General features: G+C 60.3%; 15 protein-coding genes. 11 read left to right on the plus strand and 4 right to left on the minus strand.

Features of this window, described 5'->3' with window-relative positions; genetic code table 11:
- Positions 1 to 60 precede the first annotated feature (60 nt).
- The 3 genes from BFC21_RS05900 to BFC21_RS05910 are packed head-to-tail and all read left to right on the plus strand — an operon-like array spanning position 61 to position 3,988.
- Positions 61 to 1,383, plus strand: coding sequence for an MFS transporter (locus BFC21_RS05900; protein WP_088377416.1), 1,323 nt, complete (start codon positions 61 to 63; stop codon positions 1,381 to 1,383).
- A 16-nt stretch (positions 1,384 to 1,399) separates the two neighbouring features.
- Entirely contained in the window at positions 1,400 to 2,392 is a 993-nt protein-coding gene (gene araD1 / locus BFC21_RS05905) for an AraD1 family protein (protein ID WP_088377417.1), read from the plus strand.
- A 12-nt stretch (positions 2,393 to 2,404) separates the two neighbouring features.
- Positions 2,405 to 3,988 carry an aldehyde dehydrogenase (NADP(+)) gene (locus BFC21_RS05910; protein WP_120265794.1) on the plus strand — a complete coding sequence of 528 codons (1,584 nt, stop codon included), beginning with the start codon at positions 2,405 to 2,407 and terminating at the stop codon, positions 3,986 to 3,988.
- A gap of 117 nt (positions 3,989 to 4,105) precedes the next feature.
- Here the strand turns inward: BFC21_RS05910 and BFC21_RS05915 are convergent, their stop codons facing one another.
- From BFC21_RS05915 to BFC21_RS05925, 3 genes are all read right to left on the minus strand, one after another.
- Positions 4,106 to 4,735 carry a glutathione S-transferase family protein gene (locus tag BFC21_RS05915; protein ID WP_088377419.1) on the minus strand — a complete coding sequence of 210 codons (630 nt, stop codon included), beginning with the start codon at positions 4,733 to 4,735 and terminating at the stop codon, positions 4,106 to 4,108.
- A 151-nt stretch (positions 4,736 to 4,886) separates the two neighbouring features.
- The gene (locus BFC21_RS05920; protein WP_120265795.1) at positions 4,887 to 6,257 is read right to left on the minus strand and encodes an amidohydrolase family protein; all 1,371 of its coding nucleotides are present in this window, start codon (positions 6,255 to 6,257) and stop codon (positions 4,887 to 4,889) included.
- Between the two features lie 222 nt (positions 6,258 to 6,479).
- Positions 6,480 to 8,375 carry a sigma-54-dependent Fis family transcriptional regulator gene (locus BFC21_RS05925; protein WP_088377421.1) on the minus strand — a complete coding sequence of 632 codons (1,896 nt, stop codon included), beginning with the start codon at positions 8,373 to 8,375 and terminating at the stop codon, positions 6,480 to 6,482.
- Positions 8,376 to 8,619: 244 nt separating this feature from the next.
- Between BFC21_RS05925 and BFC21_RS05930 the strand changes: the two genes are divergently transcribed.
- Together BFC21_RS05930 and BFC21_RS05935 are read left to right on the plus strand one after the other, a co-directional pair.
- Complete coding sequence (locus BFC21_RS05930) at positions 8,620 to 10,443, plus strand: NAD(P)/FAD-dependent oxidoreductase (protein ID WP_120265796.1); 1,824 nt, start codon at positions 8,620 to 8,622, stop codon at positions 10,441 to 10,443.
- 135 nt (positions 10,444 to 10,578) lie between these two features.
- Positions 10,579 to 11,544, plus strand: coding sequence for an endonuclease (locus BFC21_RS05935; protein WP_088377423.1), 966 nt, complete (start codon positions 10,579 to 10,581; stop codon positions 11,542 to 11,544).
- Between the two features lie 44 nt (positions 11,545 to 11,588).
- Here the strand turns inward: BFC21_RS05935 and BFC21_RS05940 are convergent, their stop codons facing one another.
- Positions 11,589 to 12,263, minus strand: coding sequence for a dTMP kinase (locus BFC21_RS05940; protein ID WP_120265797.1), 675 nt, complete (start codon positions 12,261 to 12,263; stop codon positions 11,589 to 11,591).
- Positions 12,264 to 12,492: 229 nt separating this feature from the next.
- On the opposite strand from BFC21_RS05940, the gene BFC21_RS05945 reads away from it, so the two are divergent.
- From BFC21_RS05945 to BFC21_RS05970, 6 genes are all read left to right on the plus strand, one after another.
- On the plus strand, positions 12,493 to 14,046 hold the full coding sequence (locus tag BFC21_RS05945) for an efflux transporter outer membrane subunit (protein WP_120265798.1): 1,554 nt from the start codon (positions 12,493 to 12,495) through the stop codon (positions 14,044 to 14,046).
- Between the two features lie 28 nt (positions 14,047 to 14,074).
- Positions 14,075 to 15,271 (plus strand): efflux RND transporter periplasmic adaptor subunit, encoded by a 1,197-nt coding sequence (locus BFC21_RS05950; RefSeq protein ID WP_088377426.1) that lies wholly within the window; start codon positions 14,075 to 14,077, stop codon positions 15,269 to 15,271.
- A gap of 9 nt (positions 15,272 to 15,280) precedes the next feature.
- Positions 15,281 to 18,337: an efflux RND transporter permease subunit gene (locus BFC21_RS05955; RefSeq protein WP_095003761.1), complete on the plus strand. Its 3,057-nt coding sequence runs from the start codon at positions 15,281 to 15,283 to the stop codon at positions 18,335 to 18,337.
- A gap of 113 nt (positions 18,338 to 18,450) precedes the next feature.
- Positions 18,451 to 19,836, plus strand: a complete 1,386-nt coding sequence (locus BFC21_RS05960) for a GntP family permease (protein WP_088377428.1) — start codon at positions 18,451 to 18,453, stop codon at positions 19,834 to 19,836.
- A gap of 29 nt (positions 19,837 to 19,865) precedes the next feature.
- Positions 19,866 to 21,503 carry an AMP-binding protein gene (locus BFC21_RS05965; protein ID WP_120266686.1) on the plus strand — a complete coding sequence of 546 codons (1,638 nt, stop codon included), beginning with the start codon at positions 19,866 to 19,868 and terminating at the stop codon, positions 21,501 to 21,503.
- A complete protein-coding gene (locus BFC21_RS05970) occupies positions 21,500 to 21,967 on the plus strand; it encodes a MaoC/PaaZ C-terminal domain-containing protein (protein WP_016780989.1) in 468 nt (155 codons plus the stop codon). Before BFC21_RS05965 ends, BFC21_RS05970 begins: the two co-directional genes overlap by 4 nt.
- Positions 21,968 to 22,094: the final 127 nt, after the last annotated feature.

Raw genomic sequence — 22,094 nt, forward strand, 5'->3', positions numbered from 1 at the left:
CGATAACCCGCTTGAGGCCACTCCAGAGGTGCCATAACAAAAACAATGGGAGACCGTCTCATGAGCCAGGAACTCCGGCTTATTCGTCGCATTACGCTTAAACTCATTCCCTTCCTGATCCTGCTGTACCTGATTGCTTATGTAGATCGTTCCGCGGTGGGCTTTGCCAAGCTGCACATGGGCGCGGATATCGGCATTGGCGATGCCGCCTATGGCCTGGGCGCTGGCCTGTTTTTCATTGGCTACTTCCTGATGGAAATCCCCAGCAACCTGATGCTCGAGCGTTTCGGCGCCCGGCGCTGGTTTGCCCGGATCATGGTCACCTGGGGCGCCATCACCATTGGCATGGCTTTTGTGCAGGGGCCGCACAGCTTCTATGTCATGCGTTTCCTGTTGGGGGTCGCCGAAGCGGGATTCTTTCCTGGCGTGCTGTACTACATCACCCAATGGTTCCCGGTCCGCCATCGCGGCAAGATCCTGGGCCTGTTTATCCTGTCGCAACCTATCGCCATGATGATCACCGGGCCCGTGTCCGGCGGCTTGCTTGGCATGGATGGCATCCTTGGCCTGCATGGCTGGCAATGGCTGTTTATTGTGATCGGCATGCCCGCCATTCTGTTGACCTGGCCCGTACTGCGTTACTTGCCGGACGGCCCGCAACAGGTCAAGTGGATGGACCAGGCTGAAAAGGACTGGCTGCAAGGCGAGCTGGAAAAGGACTTGCAGGCCTACGGCCAGACCCGTCATGGCAACCCGTTGCATGCTCTGAAAGACAAGCGCGTATTGCTGCTTGCGCTGTTCTACCTGCCCGTCACCCTGAGTATTTACGGGCTGGGGCTGTGGCTGCCAACGTTGATCAAACAGTTTGGCGGCAGTGACTTGAGCACCGGGTTCGTGTCTTCGGTGCCCTATGTCTTTGGCATTATCGGCTTGCTCATCATCCCTCGCAGTTCCGACCGCCTCAATGATCGCTATGGCCACTTGGCTGTGCTCTATGTGCTGGGCGCCATCGGGCTGTTCTTCAGCGCCTGGCTGACGGTGCCGATGCTGCAACTGGCGGCCTTGAGCCTGGTGGCGTTCTCGCTGTTTTCCTGTACCGCCATCTTCTGGACATTGCCGGGACGCTTCTTCGCCGGTGCCAGTGCCGCCGCCGGCATTGCCCTGATCAACTCCGTGGGCAACCTGGGTGGCTACATCGGACCGTTTGTGATCGGTGCGCTCAAGGAATACACCGGCAACCTGGCCTCGGGCTTGTACTTCCTGAGCGGGGTGATGCTGTTCGGGCTCTTCCTGACGTTCGTGGTGTATCGCACCCTCGAGCGTAAACACGTGCTCCAGTCGAGCGAATTTGCCGCCAGCGCCCGCGCGGCGACCCATCTTTAATCAAGGGACACCCGATATGCGTTTAGTACAATTTGAACTCAACACCGGCGAGCGCCGCGTCGGCCTGGTAGACGGTGACCTGGTACATGAAGTGCCGGGAGCCAACAGCGTGCGTGAATTGGCCCTCGCGGCCATCGAAGCGGGTGTGAGCCTGGCACAGCAGGTCGACCAGCACGGCCTGGGCCTTACCCATGACTATCCGGCGTTGTTGGCCGAGTTGCGCATCCTGCCCCCTCTGGATCACCCGGACCCGGCCCATATGCTGATTAGCGGTACGGGCCTGACCCACCTGGGCAGCGCGTCTGCGCGAGATAAAATGCACCAGCAGGCCGGTGACGAAGCGGCGCTGACCGACACCATGCGAATTTTCAAATGGGGAGTGGAAGGCGGAAAGCCCGCCGCCGGTCACGCGGGGGTGCAACCGGAATGGTTCTACAAGGGCGACGGCAGCATCGTCGTACGGCCTGGCGCTGCATTCCCGCTGCCACCCTTTGCCGAGGACGCAGGCGAGGAGCCGGAAATCGGCGGCCTGTATGTCATCGGCCATGATGCAAAACCCTATCGGCTGGGGTTCGCGGTAGGCAATGAATTCTCCGATCACGTGATGGAACGCAAAAACTACCTGTATCTGGCACATTCCAAATTGCGCAGCTGCTCGTTTGGTCCGGAACTGCGGGTCGGTGCATTGCCCCAGCATTTGTCGGGCCGCAGCCGGATCCTGCGCGATGGCGAGGTGCTGTGGGACAACGAGTTCTTGAGTGGCGAAGCCAACATGTGCCACAGCCTGGAAAACCTTGAATACCATCACTTCAAGTACAGCCAGTTCCTGCGCCCGGGTGATGTGCATATCCACTTTTTCGGCACGGCGACCTTGTCGTTCGCCGACGGCATTCGCACACAACCGGGGGATCGCTTCGAAATCAGCCAGGCCGAGTTCGGCGCGCCTTTGATCAACGGTATCACCCCGGTCGATGGGGTGTTCGCGCCCGGCGGCATGGGCACACTTTAAAGGAGACCCCCAATGACTCAGATTCTCGGTCACAACTACATCGGTGGCCAACGCAGCGCCCTGGGCAACGTCATCGTCAAGAGTGTCGACGCCAGCACCGGCGAGGCCCTCGCCTACGACTTTCACCAGGCCACCGCCGAGGAAGTTGACCATGCCGCCACGGCTGCGGCGTCGGCATACCCGGCTTACCGCGGATTGAGTGCGGAGCGCCGCGCCAGCTTCCTGGATGCAATCGCCGATGAGCTGGATGCCCTGGGCGATGACTTCGTGGCGGTTGTCTGCCGGGAAACGGCATTGCCTGCGGGTCGTATTGTGGGTGAGCGCGGGCGCACCAGCGGACAAATGCGCCTGTTCGCCAAGGTGCTGCGCCGTGGTGATTTTTATGGTGCACGCATCGATCAGGCCCTGCCGGATCGCACTTCCCTGCCTCGTCCCGACTTGCGTCAGTACCGCATTGGCCTGGGGCCGGTGGCGGTGTTTGGCGCCAGCAACTTTCCTTTGGCGTTCTCCACAGCGGGCGGTGACACCGCCTCGGCACTGGCAGCCGGCTGCCCGGTCGTGTTCAAGGCCCATAGCGGGCACATGGCTACTGCAGAATGGGTCGCCGATGCCTTGCTGCGTGCCGCCGAACGCACCGGCATGCCCGCCGGTGTCTTTAACATGATCTACGGCGCTGGCGTGGGTGAGGCGCTGGTCAAGCACCCGGCAATTCATGCCGTCGGCTTTACCGGCTCGCTCAAGGGCGGCCGCGCGTTGTGTGACATGGCAGCGGCACGCCCCCGGCCAATTCCTGTCTTTGCCGAGATGTCCAGCATCAACCCGGTGATCGTCCTGCCCCAGGCTCTTGTGGTACGCGGCGCCAGCATCGCCCGGGAACTGTGCGCCTCGGTTGTGCAGGGTTGCGGGCAGTTCTGTACCAATCCGGGGCTGGTCATTGGCCTGCGCTCGGCTGCGTTCACGACCTTTATTGAACAGTTGGCCGGGCAAATCAGTGAGCAACCCGCGCAGACCATGCTTAACCCCGGCACCTTGCGCAGCTACGGCCAGGGCCTGGACAAGCTGCTTGCCCATGACGCTATCCAGCGCGTGGCCGGGCAGGCCCAGCAGGGCAACCAGGCATGGCCGCAGCTGTTCAAGGCTGATGTCAGCCTGTTGCTCGCAGGGGATAAGGTGTTGCAGGAAGAAGTCTTCGGGCCAAGCACCGTGGTGGTTGAAGTTGAGGATCAGGCTCAGCTCAGTGCCGCGATAAACAGCTTGCATGGCCAACTGACGGCCACCTTGATCGGCGAAGTGACTGACATTGAACAGTTCGGCGAATTGACTGCGCTGCTGGAGCAGAAAGTCGGACGCATATTGCTCAATGGTTACCCGACCGGCGTGGAAGTCTGCGACTCGATGGTCCACGGCGGACCCTACCCGGCCACCTCCGATGCCAGGGGCACTTCCGTGGGCACCCTGGCGATCGATCGTTTCCTGCGCCCGGTGTGCTTGCAGAACTACCCCGACAACCTGTTGCCTGACGCATTGAAAAACGCCAACCCTCTGGGCCTTCACCGCCTGGTGGATGGCCAGTTGTCTGACCGCTCACTGGGTTGAACCTTGCGTAACTGAGCGGGATCGGCCAAGACCACACAATGACGTGCGCAGATGCCAAGGTGTCTGCGTTACATCTGCGTGCCTGCCTGGGCCAGTGCTTCTACTCCCAGCCCCTGGCTATTCGTCGAGTTCACGCTCAAGCTTCAATGCTCGCTTCCAGCTGTCCAGTTCAGCCAGACGTTGCAGGTAAGCCTGCAGATGCGGGTACTGTGCCCCGCACTTCATCTGCTCGACCACCGTGATGGCAACAAAGGCCAGCATAAAGTCAGCCCCTGACAATGTGTCCCCGACAATAAAGGTTTTGTTCACAAGCGCACTGTCCAGATACCCCAGGACTTTATCAAACTCAGTCCGGGTGTAGCCGTCCAGGAACTTGAGCTGAGTCCCTGCATTGGACTCAAACTGGGTGAACAGCTTGAGTAGCACCGGCACCATCGCCGAGCTTTCTGCAAAGTGAATCCATTGCAGGTATTGAAGGTAATCCGGTGAGCTGAACGCGGGTTCCAGCCGGGGCGCAAACCGGCGGATCAGGTATTCGACAATGGCGCCGGATTCAACCAGCACCTGCCCGTCCAGCTCAATCACCGGTGACTTGCCCAGCGGGTGAATGTTTTTCAGTGAAGCCGGAGCAAGACGAGTGGCAGGATCGCGCTGATAGCGAACCAGGGTGTAAGGCTCTCCCATTTCTTCGAGAAGCCAAAGAATACGCAGCGATCGGGACGCGTTGAGGTGGTGAAGTGTGATCATGAAGGCTCTCTCTGATTAGGCTGGTTGCAGTTTCCTGACTATGTACGACCACAGATTTCTTGAATACGTGCAACAACCAACGCTGTTATTCAAGGACCGTGAGTCACCTGTGCGCCGGCGTCGCGCCGCTATTGCCTGCAGCTGCTGATAATTAGAACTGCTTCTTGAATATTTTCCCGCCTTTCATGATCAGGCTGATGGTTGCATCCGGGGTCTCCAGAAACGCCAGGCTTACCGTGGGGTCACCCTCGACAACCAACAGATCGGCCAATGCGCCTGGTTCTATCCGGCCAATTTTACCGGGATATGGATTGCGGGCTCCCGACAGCCCCAACAGTTCTCCATTCATTTTTGTCGCCATGTTCACGACGTCGTGTGCGGGGTAAAACCGGGTCAGCTTTGCAAGCTGTCTTCCCTGAGTGGATGTCTTTTGCGGATTAAATAAAACATCAGTCCCCCAGGCCGTTTTTATATTGAAGCGCTGAGCAAACTCATAAGCTCTCGCGGTGCCCTCAGCCACCACGCGCTGGCGCTCACGCCGTACAGGATCTGGGTAAACATTGGCGTCTTCATCTTGCAGAAAAGGTTGAAGACTCCACCAGATATCGTTGTCGGCCATCATGCGCACGGTGTCTTCATCAGCCAGTTGACCGTGCTCGATCGATTTCACCCCGGCGCGAATGGCACGCTGGATACTTCTGGGCGTATACGCATGCACCATCACATAGGTGCCCCAATCGGCAGCGGCTTCAACCGCCATTCTTAATTCCGACTCCAGAAACTGGGTGCTATCGAGATGATCATAAGTCGACGCGACGCCGCCCCCGGCCATCAGTTTCAGCTGTGATGCCCCGAGCATAAGCTGCTCCCTGGCCCGCCTGAGCACCTCGGCATCGCCATCGGCTATGGCTGCAGCCCCCAGTTGCTCAGTCACGCTCAGCGGCCTGAGTGAGCCGCGGGGAATCTCTGATCGCATCCTGAAATCACCGTGGCCAGAGGTCTGTGAAATCATGGCGCCGGAAGGATAAATGCGGGGCCCTGCAATAACGCCCTCATCAATGGCACGCTTCAATGCAAACGAAGGTCCTCCAGGGTCGCGTACCGTGGTAAAGCCGCGCATCAAGGTGCTTTCTGCTTCGCGGGCGGCGATTAAATGGATATAGCCCGGGTCTGCACTCATGGCGTCAAGTTGCGTGATGCCCGCTAACGTAGTGTGCCAATGGGCATCGATCAACCCCGGCATCACCACCCTTCGCCCGCAATCGATAACCACGGCGCCTGCAACCTCTGTATGGGCGGGGAGCAGTGAGTCGATCACGCCATCCTTGATCAGGATGCAGAGGCTATCGTCGAGCACAGCGCTGCCGTTGAACAAGCGAAGATTCTTGAGCAACAGCGTACTCGCGTTGAATTCAGCGTTGGTACCTTGCCCTGAAGTACTCGATGGGCGCACTTGAGAAAGCTGCGCAGCTTTGGGTTTGATACCGCCATAAACGTCACGTCGAGACAGATCGTGCATCATTCTGGCGTGGAAATCCTGTATAGCCGGCGAGCTACAGGTGCACAGGTCATGTACTTCAGGTTCAACAGGATGACAGGGTGTAAAACGCGCATTGGCCCTGGCCGATTTAAGCCTCATATCGAGCGTTCCGTAAGCATTTTCAGGAACAGAGACTATAGATCGAATTAAAAACACTGATCGAAAAGCGCACATTCCTTGGCAGCGCGGCACTGTCACGCGGCTTCAACCGGGCCGTGAAATACCGTGGTGGCGCAGTTTGCGATAGAGCGTATTGCGGCTAATCCCCAGGCGCGCGGCCACATGGGCGATATGCCAATGCTCTGCCTCGATCAACGCCAGCAGCGTCTGCCGTTCGGATACACCAAGTGGGTCTTCGGCCAATGCGACTGTCGCGGGTACTGCTGGCAGCAACTCCGTCAAGTCGTCTTGAGTGACACGCCCCTCCAGCGACAAGGCGACCAGCGTGCGCAGGCATGTACGCAGTTGCCGGATATTGCCCGGCCAGGGTTGTTTCAGCAGGCGTTCCCTGACGCCCGCCTCCAGCCGAATTTTTGAACCTTTGCTCTCTTCGAGCAGCAGAAGGTCAAGCAAACGGCCCTTGTCTGATCGGTCGCGCAACGGCGGTAGCTGCACGGTGAACCCGGCAATGCGATAAAAAAGATCTTCGCGAAAACGCCCTTCGGCCACACAGGCATGCAGATCCTGGTGACTGGCACTGATAAGGCGCAGGTCAAGCGGACGTGCCGTCGCGCCACCGAGCGGCACCACCTGGCGTTCCTCCAGCACTCGCAGCAGGCGAGTCTGTAACGCCAGTGGCATGTCGGCGATCTCATCGAGAAACAGGATGCCGCCATCGGCCTGCTCCAGTTTGCCGATCATCCCGTCCTTGCGTGCGCCGGTGAAGCTGCCGCCGCGATAGCCGAACAACTCGCTCTCGATCAGCGTTTCCGGAATGGCCGCGCAGTTGATCGCCACAAACGGCTGCTTCGCCCTGCAGCTGGCTCGGTGCAGCGCTGCCGCAAAAGCTTCTTTGCCGGTACCGGTTTCGCCTTGTAAAAACACCGGTACGTCATGTTCCAGAACACGTAATGCACGGGTGAAGCCGCGTTGCAGGCGCGGGTCTTCCAGGCACACGTGCACGTCGTTGATCATGGGCGCTGGTGGCGTGACCAAAGGCACCGGCTGCGTGGGTTCGCGCAATTGTGCGTAGAGCAGGCGTCCGTCTACCAGGCGCATGGGCCAACAGACACTCGACTGGGCGCTGGCCTGGCTCATCAACTGATCGACGGGTGTTTCCAGCAGCATGGTCAGGGATTGCCCAACCACCTGGTCACGGCTGAGGCCCAGCAGATCCAGCGCAGCATGATTGATTGAACAGATACGGGCACTCTCGTCGAAACTGAGCAGCCCTTCACCCAGCAGTCCGACGAAGCCAGCTTCAGGATGAAAACGCAGCAAATAGCGCTGCGGATCCTGGCCCAGGAAAAAACAGCTCTCAATCAGCCGGGCTGACAGGTTGGTCAATGCCACGGCCTGGAAGTGTTGCTGAAGACTGAGGTCATCCCGCACAGAAGAGAGGTTAAGCACGGCCAGCAACTCTCCACTGGCATCAAATATCGGGCTCGCCGAACAGGTTAGACCGACGTGCTTGCCACGGAAATGTTCATCACGGCGGATGGTGACGTGCTGTCGCTCGACCAGGCAGGTGCCGACCCCATTGGTGCCTTCATATTCTTCACTCCATACCGATCCGAGCCACAACCCGGAACGCTGAAGCTGCGCTCGCTCGGTTTCGTTGAACACACTGTCGATTGCTACGCCGCGGGCATCGGTGAGGAGCACAACGTGGCCATCACGGCCGAGTTGCTGGTGCAGGTTGCCCATCTGCCAATGAGCGCCAGCGATGATGTGTTCCAGGGGCGCACGGTGGTCCTGCAAGCGTGGATGCTCAAGCACGTTGGGTGCGCGGCGACTGGCAGGGTCGAGCTGATGCTGATCCAGGCAGCGGCGCCAGGATCGGGTGATGGCCAGGTCAGCATCGGGGCTGTGGCTGGCGATAGTGCCCTGCACGGCTTGTAGCACTTGTTGTGCATGGGCGTTGATCAAGGCCGGTTTCATTATTCTTGTTCTCCGTTACGGTCAGGATACGGGGCTGTTTGCAGCTTATATCAAAAGCTCGCAACGGGCGCTTTTCGTACCGGGTGACACTCTGTCATCCGCCCTTTCCAAAAACGTGACACAGATTCGCGTCCGGGCCTGAGCAGTACAGCAGCCGCCGCTCTGCAACGGGACTTTGACAAAGATGGCCCGGGCCTTGCTCTGGTCTGGTTGTTACCAAAACAACAAGATCGGGAGAAACCCCATGAACATCGCTGTCGAAACACCTCTGCACACGCCAACGGCTCAGCTTGCGGCCTGGGTCGAAAGCCTCAACGAGCGTCTTGCCCAACGTGATCTGGACGCTACGCTGGAATTGTTCGCCAGCGAGTGTCACTGGCGTGACCTGCTGCTGTTCAGCTGGAACCTGCTGACCCTGGAAGGCAAGCCTGCCATCCGCGAGATGCTCGAAACACGCCTCGACCAGACGCGCCCTGAACGGTGGCAAGTGGAAGGCGAAGCGACGCTCAATAACGGTGTGCTCGAAGGCTGGATCAGCCTGGAAACACAAGCGGCGCGAGGTAAAGGCTATGTACGCCTGAAGGATGGCCTGTGCTGGACGCTGCTGACCACCATGCGGGAACTCAAGGGGTTTGAAGAACCCAGCGGTCGCCGTCGCCCGATGGGTGCCAGTCATGGTCACGCCCACGCTGACAAACGCAACTGGCAGGAGCGTCGACGTGATGAAGAAGCAACGCTGGGTATCTCCACGCAACCCTATTGCCTGATCGTGGGCGGCGGCCAAGGGGGGCTGGGACTTGCTGCGCGGCTCAAGCGAATGGGCGTACCCACCCTGATCGTCGACAAGGCTGACCGGCCTGGCGATCAATGGCGCGGGCGCTACAAGTCGCTGTGCCTGCACGACCCGGTCTGGTACGACCATATGCCTTACCTGCCCTTCCCCGATCACTGGCCGGTCTTCACCCCTAAAGACCAGATTGGCGACTGGCTGGAAATGTACAGCAAAGTCATGGAGCTCAATTATTGGCCGCGTACCGAATGCGTCAGCGCCAGCTTTGACGAGCAAAGCGGCACCTGGACGGTTGAAGTGCTGCGTGATGGCGAACGTGTGACGTTACAACCGACCCAGTTGATTCTCGCCACCGGCATGTCTGGCGTACCCAATGTGCCAAGTTATCCGGGAGCCGAGGTTTTCAATGGCCAGCAGTATCATTCCAGCCGCCATCCCGGTGGTGACGCCTGGAGCGGCAAGCGCGCGGTGGTGATCGGCGCGAACAATTCGGCTCACGACATCTGCGCCGACCTGGTGGAGAACGGCGCCGAGGTGACGATGGTGCAACGCTCCAGCACCCATATCGTGCGTTCCGACAGTTTGATGGAACTGGTGTTCGGCGGGCTCTACTCGGAAGATGCCCTGGAATCGGGTTTGACCACGGACAAGGCCGACATGCTGTTTGCCTCGATCCCTTACAAGGTGATGCCAGGCTTTCATCAACCCATCTTTGCCGCGATCAAGGAACGTGACAAGGACTTCTACGAGCGCCTGGCCAAGGCAGGCTTTATGCTCGACTTCGGTGACGACGAGTCCGGGCTTTTCATGAAGTATGTACGCCGTGGTTCCGGGTACTACATCGATGTCGGCGCCAGCGAGCTGATTGCTAACGGTACGATCAAGCTCAAAAGCGCACCTGGCCTTGGCGTCGAATGTATCGAAGCCGATGCCGTCGTACTCACCGATGGCAGTCGACTGCCGGCAGACCTGATCGTCTACGCCACGGGCTACGGCTCAATGAATGGTTGGGCGGCGAAGCTGATTTCCCGGGAAGTAGCGGACAAGGTCGGGCGCTGCTGGGGCCTGGGGTCTGGAACCACGAATGATCCCGGCCCGTACGAGGGCGAACTGCGCAACATGTGGAAGCCCACGCAGCAGGCAAACCTCTGGTTCCACGGTGGCAACCTGCATCAGTCACGGCATTATTCGCTGTATCTGGCGCTGCAGTTAAAAGCGCGCTTCGAAGGGCTCAACCCCTGCGTCTACGGTCTTGCCAAGAGCCACCACACGGGGTGAATCAAATGGCGCCCGGCCGTGGCCGGGCGCTTCTGCACAATAGCCCGGACAGCGCATCCAGGCCCTCTCGTTGTCCATCGGTGGCCATGTAGTCGTGCGTATAATGTGTTTTCTCTCAAACACTTAAGCTGTCCAATGAAAAAACTGCTTGCTGTAGTAGCGCTGTCCCTCGCGGTCATTACCCCTGCCTTTTCAAGCCCTCCATCGACATTTTCCGAAGCCAAGGTCATCGCAAAGCAGAAGATCTATCTCGACCAGGCCAACAGTGCTACGGGTGAGCTGTATTGCGGCTGCAAATGGACATGGGTAGGCAAGTCAGGTGGCCGAATCGATGCCGAATCTTGCGGCTATCAAACCAGGAAACAACAAAGCCGCGCGCAACGTACAGAATGGGAGCACATCGTTCCTGCCTGGACTTTCGGTAACCAACGCCAATGCTGGCAGAACGGCGGGCGAAAACAGTGCGTGGATGATGATCCCGTGTTCCGGGCGATGGAAGCCGATCTGTTCAACCTCTACCCCTCTGTTGGCGAGGTGAACGGCGATCGCAGTAATTTCAACTACGGCATGGCCAGCGGGGTCGCGCCACAGTATGGGCAATGCAAGACACGGGTTGATTTTGCTCAGCGGGCTGCGGAGCCGCGTGACGAGGTCAAGGGGCTGGTCGCCAGAACCACCTTTTACATGTTCGACAGATACCGGCTGAGTATGTCTCGCCAGCAGCAACAGCTACTGATGGCCTGGGACAAGCAATACCCGGTGTCGCCCTGGGAGAAAGAGCGAGATCGGCGCATTGCAGCCGTCATGGGGCACTCCAATCCTTTCGTAACGGGCGAGCGTCGGTGGAGCCAAGGGTACAAGGCGGTGGGTGACGGGGTCGTCAGTGCCATTGCGCTTGATCCTCAACGTGTACCCGTGCAGCCAACCCTGGCGAGTGCGAGTGGCGTAGCTACGATCAAGGGCAACCGCAAGAGCCAGATCTACCACCTGTCTACGGGGTGCCCTGGTTATGCTCAGGTGTCCGCGAAAAACCAGATAGCGTTCGGCTCTGAATCAGAGGCTCAGGCGGCGGGATATCGAAAGGCAGGCAACTGTAAATAGTCGCTTTGCGGTGAAAACCGGCCTCGCCAACCCATGAGGCCGGCTCAGCTCCGTGCAACGGCCATCCCGGCCGTATCAACCGCGGCGCTGCAAACTTCGCCTGCGGGGCATCGCAGCACCCGATAAATCTGCGAAATCACCTGCATCGTTGCTTCTTCAACGGTTCCTTCATTGCGGCATAAAACCCAGTCGTGATCGGTGATCGCCCGTTCGAACGCCTGAGTAGAAGCGACATGTTCCTCCAGCTTATGCATCACCGTACTGCCCAACCCACGTGACCGTGCCGCGGCCCTCGCCCATGATATTTCAGGGGCCGTGACCACCCCGACATGCAGGTCCGGGACTTGCACGTTGCGATCGATGTTCAACTGCAGAATCTCTGCAAACGGGGTTAGCCGGCGAAACGCGGCATCAGACGGGTACCAGCGATCGATCAGGATGATGCTGTCTGAGGGCTGTTTAGCCAATACGTGCCGGGAAATCCAGCTACGGCTATCGGCAAGGCGCTCGCAAACCCGTAACTCCAATTCCCGGTCGGGATATCTGACGAGCTGGTTCACCAGGGCCATTGTTGCCCCCCGACCGGGATCGCTTTTTTTCTCGCAAAGCCGGATGACCTTTTTGTTGTCAGCCCTCAGTACTTGGGTGACGGCTTCCAACAGTGTGGTTTTGCCGGCGCCCTTGGGCCCATCCAGAGAAACAAACAGCGCACGATTCATTCTTCACATAACGATTGATTGGGTGATGGGCACTCTAACCTGATTACTGGCTAACCGGTCGCAAAATAGATGGCACAGCCGCTGCAGCCGATAGCCTTGAGCCGCGCATAACCCTTGCGGGCCAAAGTTTCCTCTATTGGCGGTTGCATCGGGTTTGGATTAACGTTCAATTCACTTGCCAACGTGACTTGAAGCCAGTCACTGCGTGCCCTTTCAGGAGGGCTGCTGGATGTCCCGGCGCCTGCCGCTGAGCCTGTTGTTGATTGCCCTCGCCGGTTGTACCGTGGGGCCGGACTTCGTGCGGCCCGAGCTGGCTGCGGATGCCGACTACGCACAACAGGCATTCACCACCACCGCGCAGGCCGATATCGCTGCTGGGGGCGCCGCACAACGCCTGATCGCCGGCATGGACATCCCCGGGCAATGGTGGACGCTGTTCCGTTCGCCGCAGTTGAACGCACTGGTCGAAGAGGCCTTGCGCGCCAACCCGGATGTCAGCGCCGCCCAGGCAGCCTTGCGCCAGGCCAATGAGCTGGTCTATGCCGATCAGGCGTCCTTGTTTCCCTCGGTGGGCGCCAACCTGTCGAAAACCCGTGAGAAGGTCTCCGGGGCCAGTACCGGCGCTGCGTCTGCGCCGATTCTGACCCTGAGCTCCGCATCACTGAATGTGTCGTATGCACCGGATGTTTTCGGCGGTACGCGCCGGCAAATCGAATCGTCCACGGCGCAAGCCCAATACCAGCGCTTTGCGCTGGAGGCCACCTACCTCACGCTGTCCACCAATGTGGTCAATACTGCGGTGAACCTGGCGTCCCTGCGCGACCAGATCGCGGCGACCGGGCAAATCATCCAGCTACAGAGCGACCAGCTCGACCTGCTGCAGGCCCAGCGACGCCTGGGCGCCATTGGCGATACCGATGTGCTGACCCAGCAAACCGCCCTGGCGCAAACCCGCGCGACGCTGGCGCCGTTGCAAAAACAGTTGGCACAAACCCGTAACCAGTTGATGGCCTACCTGGGCAGGTTCCCCAATCAGGACAAGGGCGAGCGTTTCAACCTGGCCTCCCTGCATCTGCCACAAGAATTGCCGGTGAGCCTGCCCTCGGCACTTGTCGGCCAGCGCCCGGACGTGCGTGCCGCAGAGGCGCAGCTGCATGAGGCGAGTGCCAATATTGGCGTGGCGGTAGCCAATCAATTGCCACAGTTCAGCATCACCGGGTCACTGGGTTCCACGGTGGCCAGTGGCAGCAAGCTGTTTTCCGCAGGCTCGGGCGTGTGGAGCCTGGCCGGGGCCATCGCCCAGCCGCTGTTCGATGCCGGTGCGCTTGAACACCGCAAACGGGCGGCGGTGGCGGCGTATGACCAGTCGGCGGCGCAGTACCGGGGTACGGTGATTACTGCGTTCCAGGATGTGGCCAACGTGCTCAGGGCGCTGGAGGCCGATGCCGAGGCACTCAAGCAGCAAGTGGCCGCGGAGCACTCGGCCCAGGCCAGCCTTGCGCTGGTGCAGGCGCAGTACCGCCTGGGTGCGGTGGCTTACATCAATCTGCTCACGGCGCAGCAAACCTACCAGAATACCGTGCTCACCCGGGTCCAGGCCCAGGCCGTGCGCTACAGCGACAGCGCAGCGCTGTTCCAGGCGCTGGGCGGTGGTTGGTGGAATCGCCATGACGTCGACCCTGGTACCAAGGGCCGTCCTGACCGCTTCGGCCTGCCGACCCGGGAAGAAATCATGCCGGCCCACAACAAGGCAGCGCCTGCCGCCCCGTCCCGGTTCGACTGACCGGCTCACTGATACAGCGAGACCCCACATGGCTGACGTCAAGACTGCCTCTGCCCTGCCTCCCCAGCCCACTGCACCCGGCGGCCCGCGCAAGCGTCGCCTGTGGCGGCCGATGATCATCATGATCGTGGTGGTGCTGGTCATCGTGGCGATTATCGCCGGGGTCAAGTTCACCCAGATTTCAGCCCTGTTCGCCCAATCTAAACAGCCCTTGCCCGCCGCCGTGGTTACGGCCCTGAAGGTGCCGTTCGACGACTGGCAGCCAACGGTCTCCGCCATCGGCTCGATAAAGGCCGTGCGCGGGGTTGATGTGACCACCGAAGTGGGCGGCATCGTGCGCAGCATCGGCTTTGCCCCGGGCCAGGAAGTGGCCGAGCAGGCGCTGCTTGTGCAATTGAATGCCGACTCGGACATCGCCCTGCTCCACTCGCTGGAAGCCACCGCGGACCTGGCCGCCATCGTCCTCAAGCGTGACCGCGCGCAACTGGCGGTCAACGCCGTGTCCCAGGCACAAGTGGACAGCGACAGCGCCGACCTCAAAGCCAAGCTGGCCGCTGCAGAGCAGCAGCGCGCACTGGTGGCGAAAAAAACCATTCGCGCCCCCTTTGCCGGGCGTATCGGGATTACCGCCGTCAACCCCGGGCAATACCTTAACCCGGGCGACAAAATCGCCACGCTGCAGACCTTCGACCCCATTTATATCGACTTCAACGTGCCCCAGACACAGCTGGAGGCGGTTGCCGTCGGGCAAAAAGTTTCGGTGAGCGCCGACGGCCTCTCCAACCAGACATTCACGGGGCGCGTCAGCACCATCGACACCCGGTTCGACCCGACCACGCGCAACGTTACGGTCGAAGCCAGTGTTGCCAACCCCGGCAAAAAACTGGTGCCCGGCATGTTTGCGCGTGCGGTTGTCGATTCGGGGGCGGTGCTGCGCTACCTGACCGTGCCACAGACTGCGGTCACTTATAACCCCTACGGCACCACTGTGTTTATCGCGTTGTCGAGCAAGAACGACAAGGGTGAAGAGGTACTTACGGCGCAACAGACCTTTATCAAGACCGGACCGACCCGTGGCGATCAGGTCGCCATCCTCTCCGGCATCAAGGAAGGCGACCTGTTGATCACCAGTGGCCAGATGAAGCTCAAAAATGGCTCGCCGGTGCACATCGATAACAGTGCTGCGCCGCTCAACGATGCGGCACCAACGCCTCAAGAACACTGAAGGTGACCCATGAAGCTCACCGATACCTTTATTCAGCGCCCGGTCTGGGCTGTGGTCGTTTCGCTGTTCATTCTTATCCTGGGGCTGCGCTCGATCTTCGAATTGCCCGTCAACCAATGGCCACGCACCGAAAATGCGGTCGTGACCATTACAACCGCCTACTACGGCGCCGATGCGGCCACAGTCGCCGGGTTTATCACCCAGCCGCTGGAGTCCGCGATCGCGCAGGCCCAGGGCATTGATTATCTGTCGTCGTCGAGCATTACCGGGGTCTCGACCATTACCGCCACGCTGCGGCTGAACTTCGACGCCAGCAAAGCCCTGACCGAGATCAACACCCAGGTCAACTCGGTGAAGAACCAGTTGCCGGCCCAGGCCCAGGAGCCGGTGCTGTCGGTCGCCGTCGGGCAAACCACGGATGCCATGTACCTGGGGTTCTACAGCGACACCCTGCCCACCAATAACATCACCGACTACCTGGTGCGGGTGGTCAAACCCAAGCTCGACTCGATCCAGGGCGTGCAAACCGCAGAAATCCTCGGCGGGCGCCAGTTCGCCCTGCGCGCCTGGCTGGACCCGGACAAACTGGCCGCCCATGACGTCAGCGCCCAGGACGTAGCCACGGCCCTGGCCAACAATAACTACCTGTCTGCCGTCGGCTCGACCCGCGGGCAGATGGTCACAGTCGACCTGACGGCAGGGACCGACTTGCACACGGTGGATGAATTCAAGCGGCTGGTAATCAAGAACAACCAGGATGCCCTGGTGTACCTGGAGGATGTCGCGACCGTTACCCTGGGCGCAGAAAGCTACGACAGCAGCGTGGCGTTTTCCGGCAAGCGTTCGGTGTTTATCGGTATCAAGGCCGCGCCCAATGCCAATATCCTCAGCGTCGCCACCAGCGTGCGCAACGCCTTCCCTGAACTGCAAGGGCAATTGCCTGCCGGCGTGCGCGGCGAAATCGTGTATGACTCCACGGCGTTCATCAACACGTCGATTGTCGAGGTGGTCAAGACTCTGGCGGAAGCGATGGTCATCGTGTCTGTGGTCATCTACCTGTTCCTCGGCTCATTGCGCGCGGTGATTGTGCCGCTGGTGGCGATACCGCTGTCGCTGGTCGGTACCTTCTTTGTCATGTACCTGCTGGGTTATTCGATCAACCTGCTGACCTTGCTGGCATTGGTTCTGGCCATTGGCCTGGTGGTGGACGACGCGATTATCGTGGTGGAAAACGTCGACCGGCATATTAAGGAGCAAGGCAAAGGCGTATTTGAAGCTGCGCTGGTGGCGGCGCGGGAACTGGGCGGCCCGATTATCGCGATGACCGTCGTGTTGATTGCTGCCTATGTACCGATCGGGCTGCGCAGCGGCCTGACGGGGGCACTGTTCAAGGAGTTTTGTTTTTCCCTGGCCGGTGCGGTAACCGTATCGGCGGTGGTGGCCTTGACGCTGTCGCCGATGATGACCTCCCGGCTGTTGAAACCCGGCCAGGATGAAGGCCGCTTCGCGCGCCGGCTCGATCAATGCTTTGACTGGTTGCGCGGGCGTTACCATCGCGTCCTGTCAGCTGGCCTGGATGTCTGGCCGGTGCTGGTGATATTTGGTTTTGTCCTGTTTGTGCTGGTTGCCGCCAGTGGCATGACCGCCAAGAGCGAACTGTCACCGACCGAGGACCAGGGGCTGGTGTTCATGATGATCAAGGGCCCGCCGACGGCTGCGCCCCAGCAGATGGAGCGCATTGCCGACCAGGCGTTCCAGATCGCCAACAAGGAACCTGAATACGCGCAAATGTTCCAGCTGACCGGGCTGCCTGCCCTCAATCAGGGCCTGGGCGGGGTCTTGCTCAAACCCTGGAACGAACGCACACGCTCCCAGGCACAACTGATCATGGACCTGCAGCAAAAATGGAATCAGGTGCCGGGCGCTACCGTCGCCGCCTTTCCATTGCCTTCGTTACCGGGCGCCCAGGGCTTGCCGGTGCAGTTTGTGATCACCACCACCGACTCGGTAGAAAACCTCAATGAAGTGGCGCAGGCGGTGATGGCCGAGGCCCAGAAACAACAGCTGTTCTGGTTTGCCGACATCGACCTGAAACTGGACAAGCCGCAGGCCAGGCTGGTGGTCGACCGGGAAAAAATTGCCGCGCTGGGCATGACCCAGGCTGATGTCGGCGCCGCCTTGTCCGCGGCTCTGGGTGGCAACTATGTGAACTACTTCTCCACCGCCGGGCGTTCGTACAAGGTCATCCCGCAAGTGCTGCAGGTTGACCGGCTCAACCCCGAGCAGATTCTCGATTACTACATCCGCACGCCCGCCGGGGTGATGATCCCGGCGCGCACCGTGGCGCATATCGAGACCTCGACCCAAGCCGAATCAATCAACCACTTCCAGCAGTTGAACTCGGCGACCCTCTCGGGCGTCAGCGGCGTGTCCCAGGGGGAGTTGCTGGCAAAGCTCAACACCATTCTGAGCAACATTGCGCCCTCGGGCTACACCTCGGACTTTTCCGGCGAGTCGCGTCAGTTCGTCCAGGAATCCGGTGGCTTTGTCGGCTTGCTGCTGTTTTCGATTTTGATCGTCTACCTGGCGCTGGCCTTCCAGTTCGAAAGCTTTCGCGATCCAGTGGTGATCCTGTTCTCGGTGCCGCCGGCACTGTTTGGCGCGCTGGCTTTTATCACCATGGGCTTTGCCTCGATCAATGTGTATACCCAGGTGGGCCTGGTGACATTGCTGGGCCTGATCACCAAGCACGGGATCCTGATCGTGCAGTTTGCCAATGAGCTGCAACGTGCTGGCCGCAGCAAGCGTGAGGCCATTGAGGAAGCCGCCGGTGTGCGTCTGCGACCGATCCTGATGACCACTGCTGCGATGGTACTGGGCGTAGTGCCGCTGGTATGGGCTTCCGGCGCCGGCGCTGCAGGGCGCCATGACATGGGCCTGGTGATCTTCGCCGGGCTGTCCATCGGCACTCTGCTGACGTTGTTGATGGTGCCGGCCATGTATATGTTTATCGGCTCCAGCCATCACTTCCAGGCTGCACAGCCATCGACCGACCCGCACGCCTGATGAATACGGGGGCAAGGTTGACAGGCTGGCATACGTGCTCTAGGTTGACGCAAACGTAAACGGAAGCCCTCCCAGCCCCGCTTACCAAAACAATAATTATAAGAGAGTCACCCATGAGCACGATGGCGATACTGATATCCCTTCTGTTGTTGATGTTTCTCGCCTATAGGGGCGTGACGGTGTTGATCCTGGCACCGCTGATGGCCGCCCTGGCGGTTCTGCTCAGCGGCGCCGCCGCCGATATCATGCCCACCTATACCCAGCTGTTCATGAAAGAGCTGGGGTTGTATGTGATCAAGTTTTTCCCCCTGTTCATCCTCGGTGCCCTGTTCGGCAAGCTGGTCGCCGACTCCGGAGCCGCACATACCATCGCTGACTGGTTTATGCGCAAACTGGGCCATCGCCATGCCATTCTCACTGTGGTCCTGGCCTGCGCACTGCTGACCTACGGGGGCGTGTCGCTGTTTGTGGTGGCCTTTGCCGTGTACCCGATCGGCGCTGCGATTTTTCGTGAGTCCGGCACGCCAAAACGCTATATGCCTGCCGCTATCGCGCTGGGGGCCTTTACCTTCACCATGACCGCGCTGCCGGGCGCGCCGTCGATCCAGAACTCGATCCCAACCGCGTATCTGGGCACCACCACCTTTGCCGCCCCGGGCCTGGGCATTATTGCCTCGATCGTCATGCTCTGGATGGGCAGCTGGCTGCTGCAGTCTCGGGCCCGCAAGGCAATGGCCAACGGTGAAGGCTACGGCCCCCACGACGACGAAATACCGGCCAGTGACGGGGTCAAAAGGCCCGGGCTGCTGGTTGCCCTGCTGCCGATTATTGTGGTGATCGGCCTCAATGCGGCCTTCAGCTACTGGATCCTGCCTGCGCTGGACCTCAGCGTGTTGCGCGAGGAACGCTTTGGCAATATCGACCCGTTGAGCGTCATAGGCCTGTGGTCGGTGCTGTTGGCACTGATGTGCGCGATCGTCTTTGTGATCCTGCTCAACTGGCGTCGTTGGGACAACCTCACGGTCACTATCAACAAGGGCACCATCGGCGCGCTGCTGCCGATCTTCAACACCGCCTCGGAAGTGGCTTACGGCGCAGTGATCGCCGGCATGGCCGGGTTTGCGGTCATCAAGGACACCATCCTCAATATCTCGCCGGAACACCCGCTGATTTCCGCCGTGCTGAGCATGAACGTGCTGGCGGGCATCACCGGTTCTTCGTCCGGCGGCCTGAGCATCGCCTTCCGTACCCTGGGCAGTGACTATCTGCGCATGATCGAGGCCGCCGGTATCAGCCCGGACCTGTTTCACCGGGTCGCCACCATTGCTGCCGGTGGCCTGGACACCCTGCCCCACTCGGGCGCGGTGATCACCTTACTGGCGATTTGTAATCTCACCCATCGCCAGTCATATCCGCAAATTTTTATGATGACGACCGTTGTGCCCATGACCGCCTTGCTGGTGGTGATGGTGCTGGGTTCAACGTTCGGCAGCTTCTGATCATGGCGCATAACAACAAGGACTCGACCATGCACACAGCGCACGTCTCTGCCCGCTACCCGCAATGGGATGCCCCGCAGCGTTTCAATATTGCCCGGGCCTGCTGCGACCGCTGGGCAGAGGACCCCACACGCATTGCGATCATCGAGAAAAACGCCGATGGTTCGGTACACCACCACAGTTTTGCAACCCTGCAACAGCACGCCAACCGCCTGGCCAACAGCCTGCGCGAACACGGTGTGCAGGCGGGGGACCGGGTCGGGATCATGCTGTCACAGGGGCTGGAGGCCGGCACCGCGCATATTGCCCTGTACAAGCTGGGTGCCATCGCAGTGCCGCTGTTCAAGCTGTTCGGCAGCGATGCCATCGAACATCGCGCGTCGAACTGCGGCATGCGCGGGCTGATCACCGATCTGAGCGGCCTGCACAAGATCGACGGGGTACGCGCCAACCTGCCGCAATTGCAGCTGTGCTATGTCATCGATGCTCCCGCGCAGCGTACCGATGTGCTGGATTATCACACCCAGCTCAAGCGTCAGAGCGACCGTTTCGAGACCCTCGACACCGCAGCCCAGGACCCGGCCCTGATCATCTACACCTCCGGCACCACCGGCCACCCCAAGGGCGCACTGCATGCCCATCGCGTGCTGCTTGGCCACCTGCCGGGGGTCTGCAGCTCCCATGACGACTTCCCCCAGCCCGGCGACCGCATGTGGACCCCGGCGGACTGGGCATGGATCGGCGGCTTGCTCGACGTGCTGTTGCCCGCCTGGTACCACGGTGTGCCCGTGGTGGCCTACCGGGCTGACAAATTTGTCGCCGAAGACGTATTCGGGCTGATCGCAGACTTGCAGATCAAAAATGTGTTCTTCCCGCCCACCGCCCTCAAGCTGCTGCGCAGCGTAGAAAACCCGCGCCAGCGCTGGTCAATGGCGCTGCGTTCAGTGGCCAGTGGCGGCGAGTCCCTGGGTGATGAGCTGCTGGCCTGGGGCGATCATGCGCTGGGGGTGCGCATCAACGAATTCTACGGCCAGACTGAATGCAACCTGGTGGTGTCCTCCTGCGCCAGCCAGGGCATCTACCGTGCCCACGCCATAGGCCGTGCAGTCGAGGGTTTCAACGTGGCCATCGTCGACGACTATGGCGTGCTCGTGCCCACAGGTGGTTCAGGGCATATTGCCGTGGCCACGCCCAACGGCAGCCAGATGCTGCGCTATTGGGAAAACAGCCAGGCCACCGAGGATAAATACCTCAACGGCTGGCTGGTGACCGGCGACAAGGGCTCGATGGATGACGACGGCTATATCTACTTTCTCGGGCGCAATGATGACGTTATCACCAGCGCCGGCTACCGCATTGGCCCCACCCCGATTGAAGACTGCCTGATCAAGCATCCGGCGGTAAAACTGGCCGCGGCCATCGGCAAGAAAGACCCGATACGCACGGAAGTGGTCAAGGCCTTTGTCGTGCTCAATCACGGCTACGCCGCCAGCGACGATACCGTGCGCCAGCTGCAGGCCCATGTCCGCGCCCAGCTCGCCGCCCATGAGTACCCGCGGGAAATTGAGTTTCTCGATGAACTGCCCATGACCACCACCGGCAAAATCATCCGCAAGGCCCTGCGCGAGCTTGAAGAACAACGCACTGCAATGGAGCTTGATACATGAACTTTCTAGGCAAGGCATTCGACGAAATCAGTGAAGGCGAGACCTTTGGCCAGTCACTGACCATTGATGCATCCCATATCAGCCGGGCCTGCGGCATGTTTGGCGATTTCAACCCGCTGCACAGCGATGCCGAATTCTGCGCCAACAGCCGTTTTGGCCGCCCGATCCTCCACGGCCCGATGACCAGCGCCTTTATGTCGGCCTCTATCGGCATGTACTTCTACGGCACCGCCGTGGCCTACCTGGAGCACAATTGCCGGTTTGTCGCCCCGGTGTTCGCTGGCGATACCCTCAGCGTGCAATGGACCATCACCCAGACCCTGGACAAACCTCGCAGCAATGGCGGTATTGCCGTGCTGCGCGGCGAGTGCAGCAACCAGCGCGGCGAACAAATCGCCGAGGCCAGCGGCAAGATTCTGCTCAGTAACCGTGCCCTGCTCGACGTGGTGCAGGCAGGCGGGTAAACCGCACGCGGCCAGGCGGGCCTGTGCTGCTGCCTCAGGGCGCCAGCGCAGGTCAGTTGCTGGCCCGGGCAGCACCTGAGCCGACTCTGCGCCCTCCACACCAGCAGCCTTGAACATTTCGTAAAAA

It is taken from the genome of Pseudomonas sp. TMW 2.1634, from assembly GCF_001703595.1.
GTDB lineage: Bacteria > Pseudomonadota > Gammaproteobacteria > Pseudomonadales > Pseudomonadaceae > Aquipseudomonas > Aquipseudomonas fragi.

Bases quoted from the DNA above. Each gene is read 5' to 3' on its own strand.
- BFC21_RS05920 (WP_120265795.1), bottom strand. From the start codon at position 6,257: ATGATGCACGATCTGTCTCGACGTGACGTTTATGGCGGTATCAAACCC.
- BFC21_RS05915 (WP_088377419.1), bottom strand. From the start codon at position 4,735: ATGATCACACTTCACCACCTCAACGCGTCCCGATCGCTGCGTATTCTT.
- BFC21_RS05925 (WP_088377421.1), bottom strand. From the start codon at position 8,375: ATGAAACCGGCCTTGATCAACGCCCATGCACAACAAGTGCTACAAGCC.
- BFC21_RS05955 (WP_095003761.1), top strand. From the start codon at position 15,281: ATGAAGCTCACCGATACCTTTATTCAGCGCCCGGTCTGGGCTGTGGTC.
- araD1 (WP_088377417.1), top strand. From the start codon at position 1,400: ATGCGTTTAGTACAATTTGAACTCAACACCGGCGAGCGCCGCGTCGGC.
- BFC21_RS05935 (WP_088377423.1), top strand. From the start codon at position 10,579: ATGAAAAAACTGCTTGCTGTAGTAGCGCTGTCCCTCGCGGTCATTACC.
- BFC21_RS05960 (WP_088377428.1), top strand. From the start codon at position 18,451: ATGAGCACGATGGCGATACTGATATCCCTTCTGTTGTTGATGTTTCTC.
- BFC21_RS05940 (WP_120265797.1), bottom strand. From the start codon at position 12,263: ATGAATCGTGCGCTGTTTGTTTCTCTGGATGGGCCCAAGGGCGCCGGC.
- BFC21_RS05930 (WP_120265796.1), top strand. From the start codon at position 8,620: ATGAACATCGCTGTCGAAACACCTCTGCACACGCCAACGGCTCAGCTT.
- BFC21_RS05970 (WP_016780989.1), top strand. From the start codon at position 21,500: ATGAACTTTCTAGGCAAGGCATTCGACGAAATCAGTGAAGGCGAGACC.
- BFC21_RS05965 (WP_120266686.1), top strand. From the start codon at position 19,866: ATGCACACAGCGCACGTCTCTGCCCGCTACCCGCAATGGGATGCCCCG.
- BFC21_RS05945 (WP_120265798.1), top strand. From the start codon at position 12,493: ATGTCCCGGCGCCTGCCGCTGAGCCTGTTGTTGATTGCCCTCGCCGGT.
- BFC21_RS05950 (WP_088377426.1), top strand. From the start codon at position 14,075: ATGGCTGACGTCAAGACTGCCTCTGCCCTGCCTCCCCAGCCCACTGCA.
- BFC21_RS05910 (WP_120265794.1), top strand. From the start codon at position 2,405: ATGACTCAGATTCTCGGTCACAACTACATCGGTGGCCAACGCAGCGCC.
- BFC21_RS05900 (WP_088377416.1), top strand. From the start codon at position 61: ATGAGCCAGGAACTCCGGCTTATTCGTCGCATTACGCTTAAACTCATT.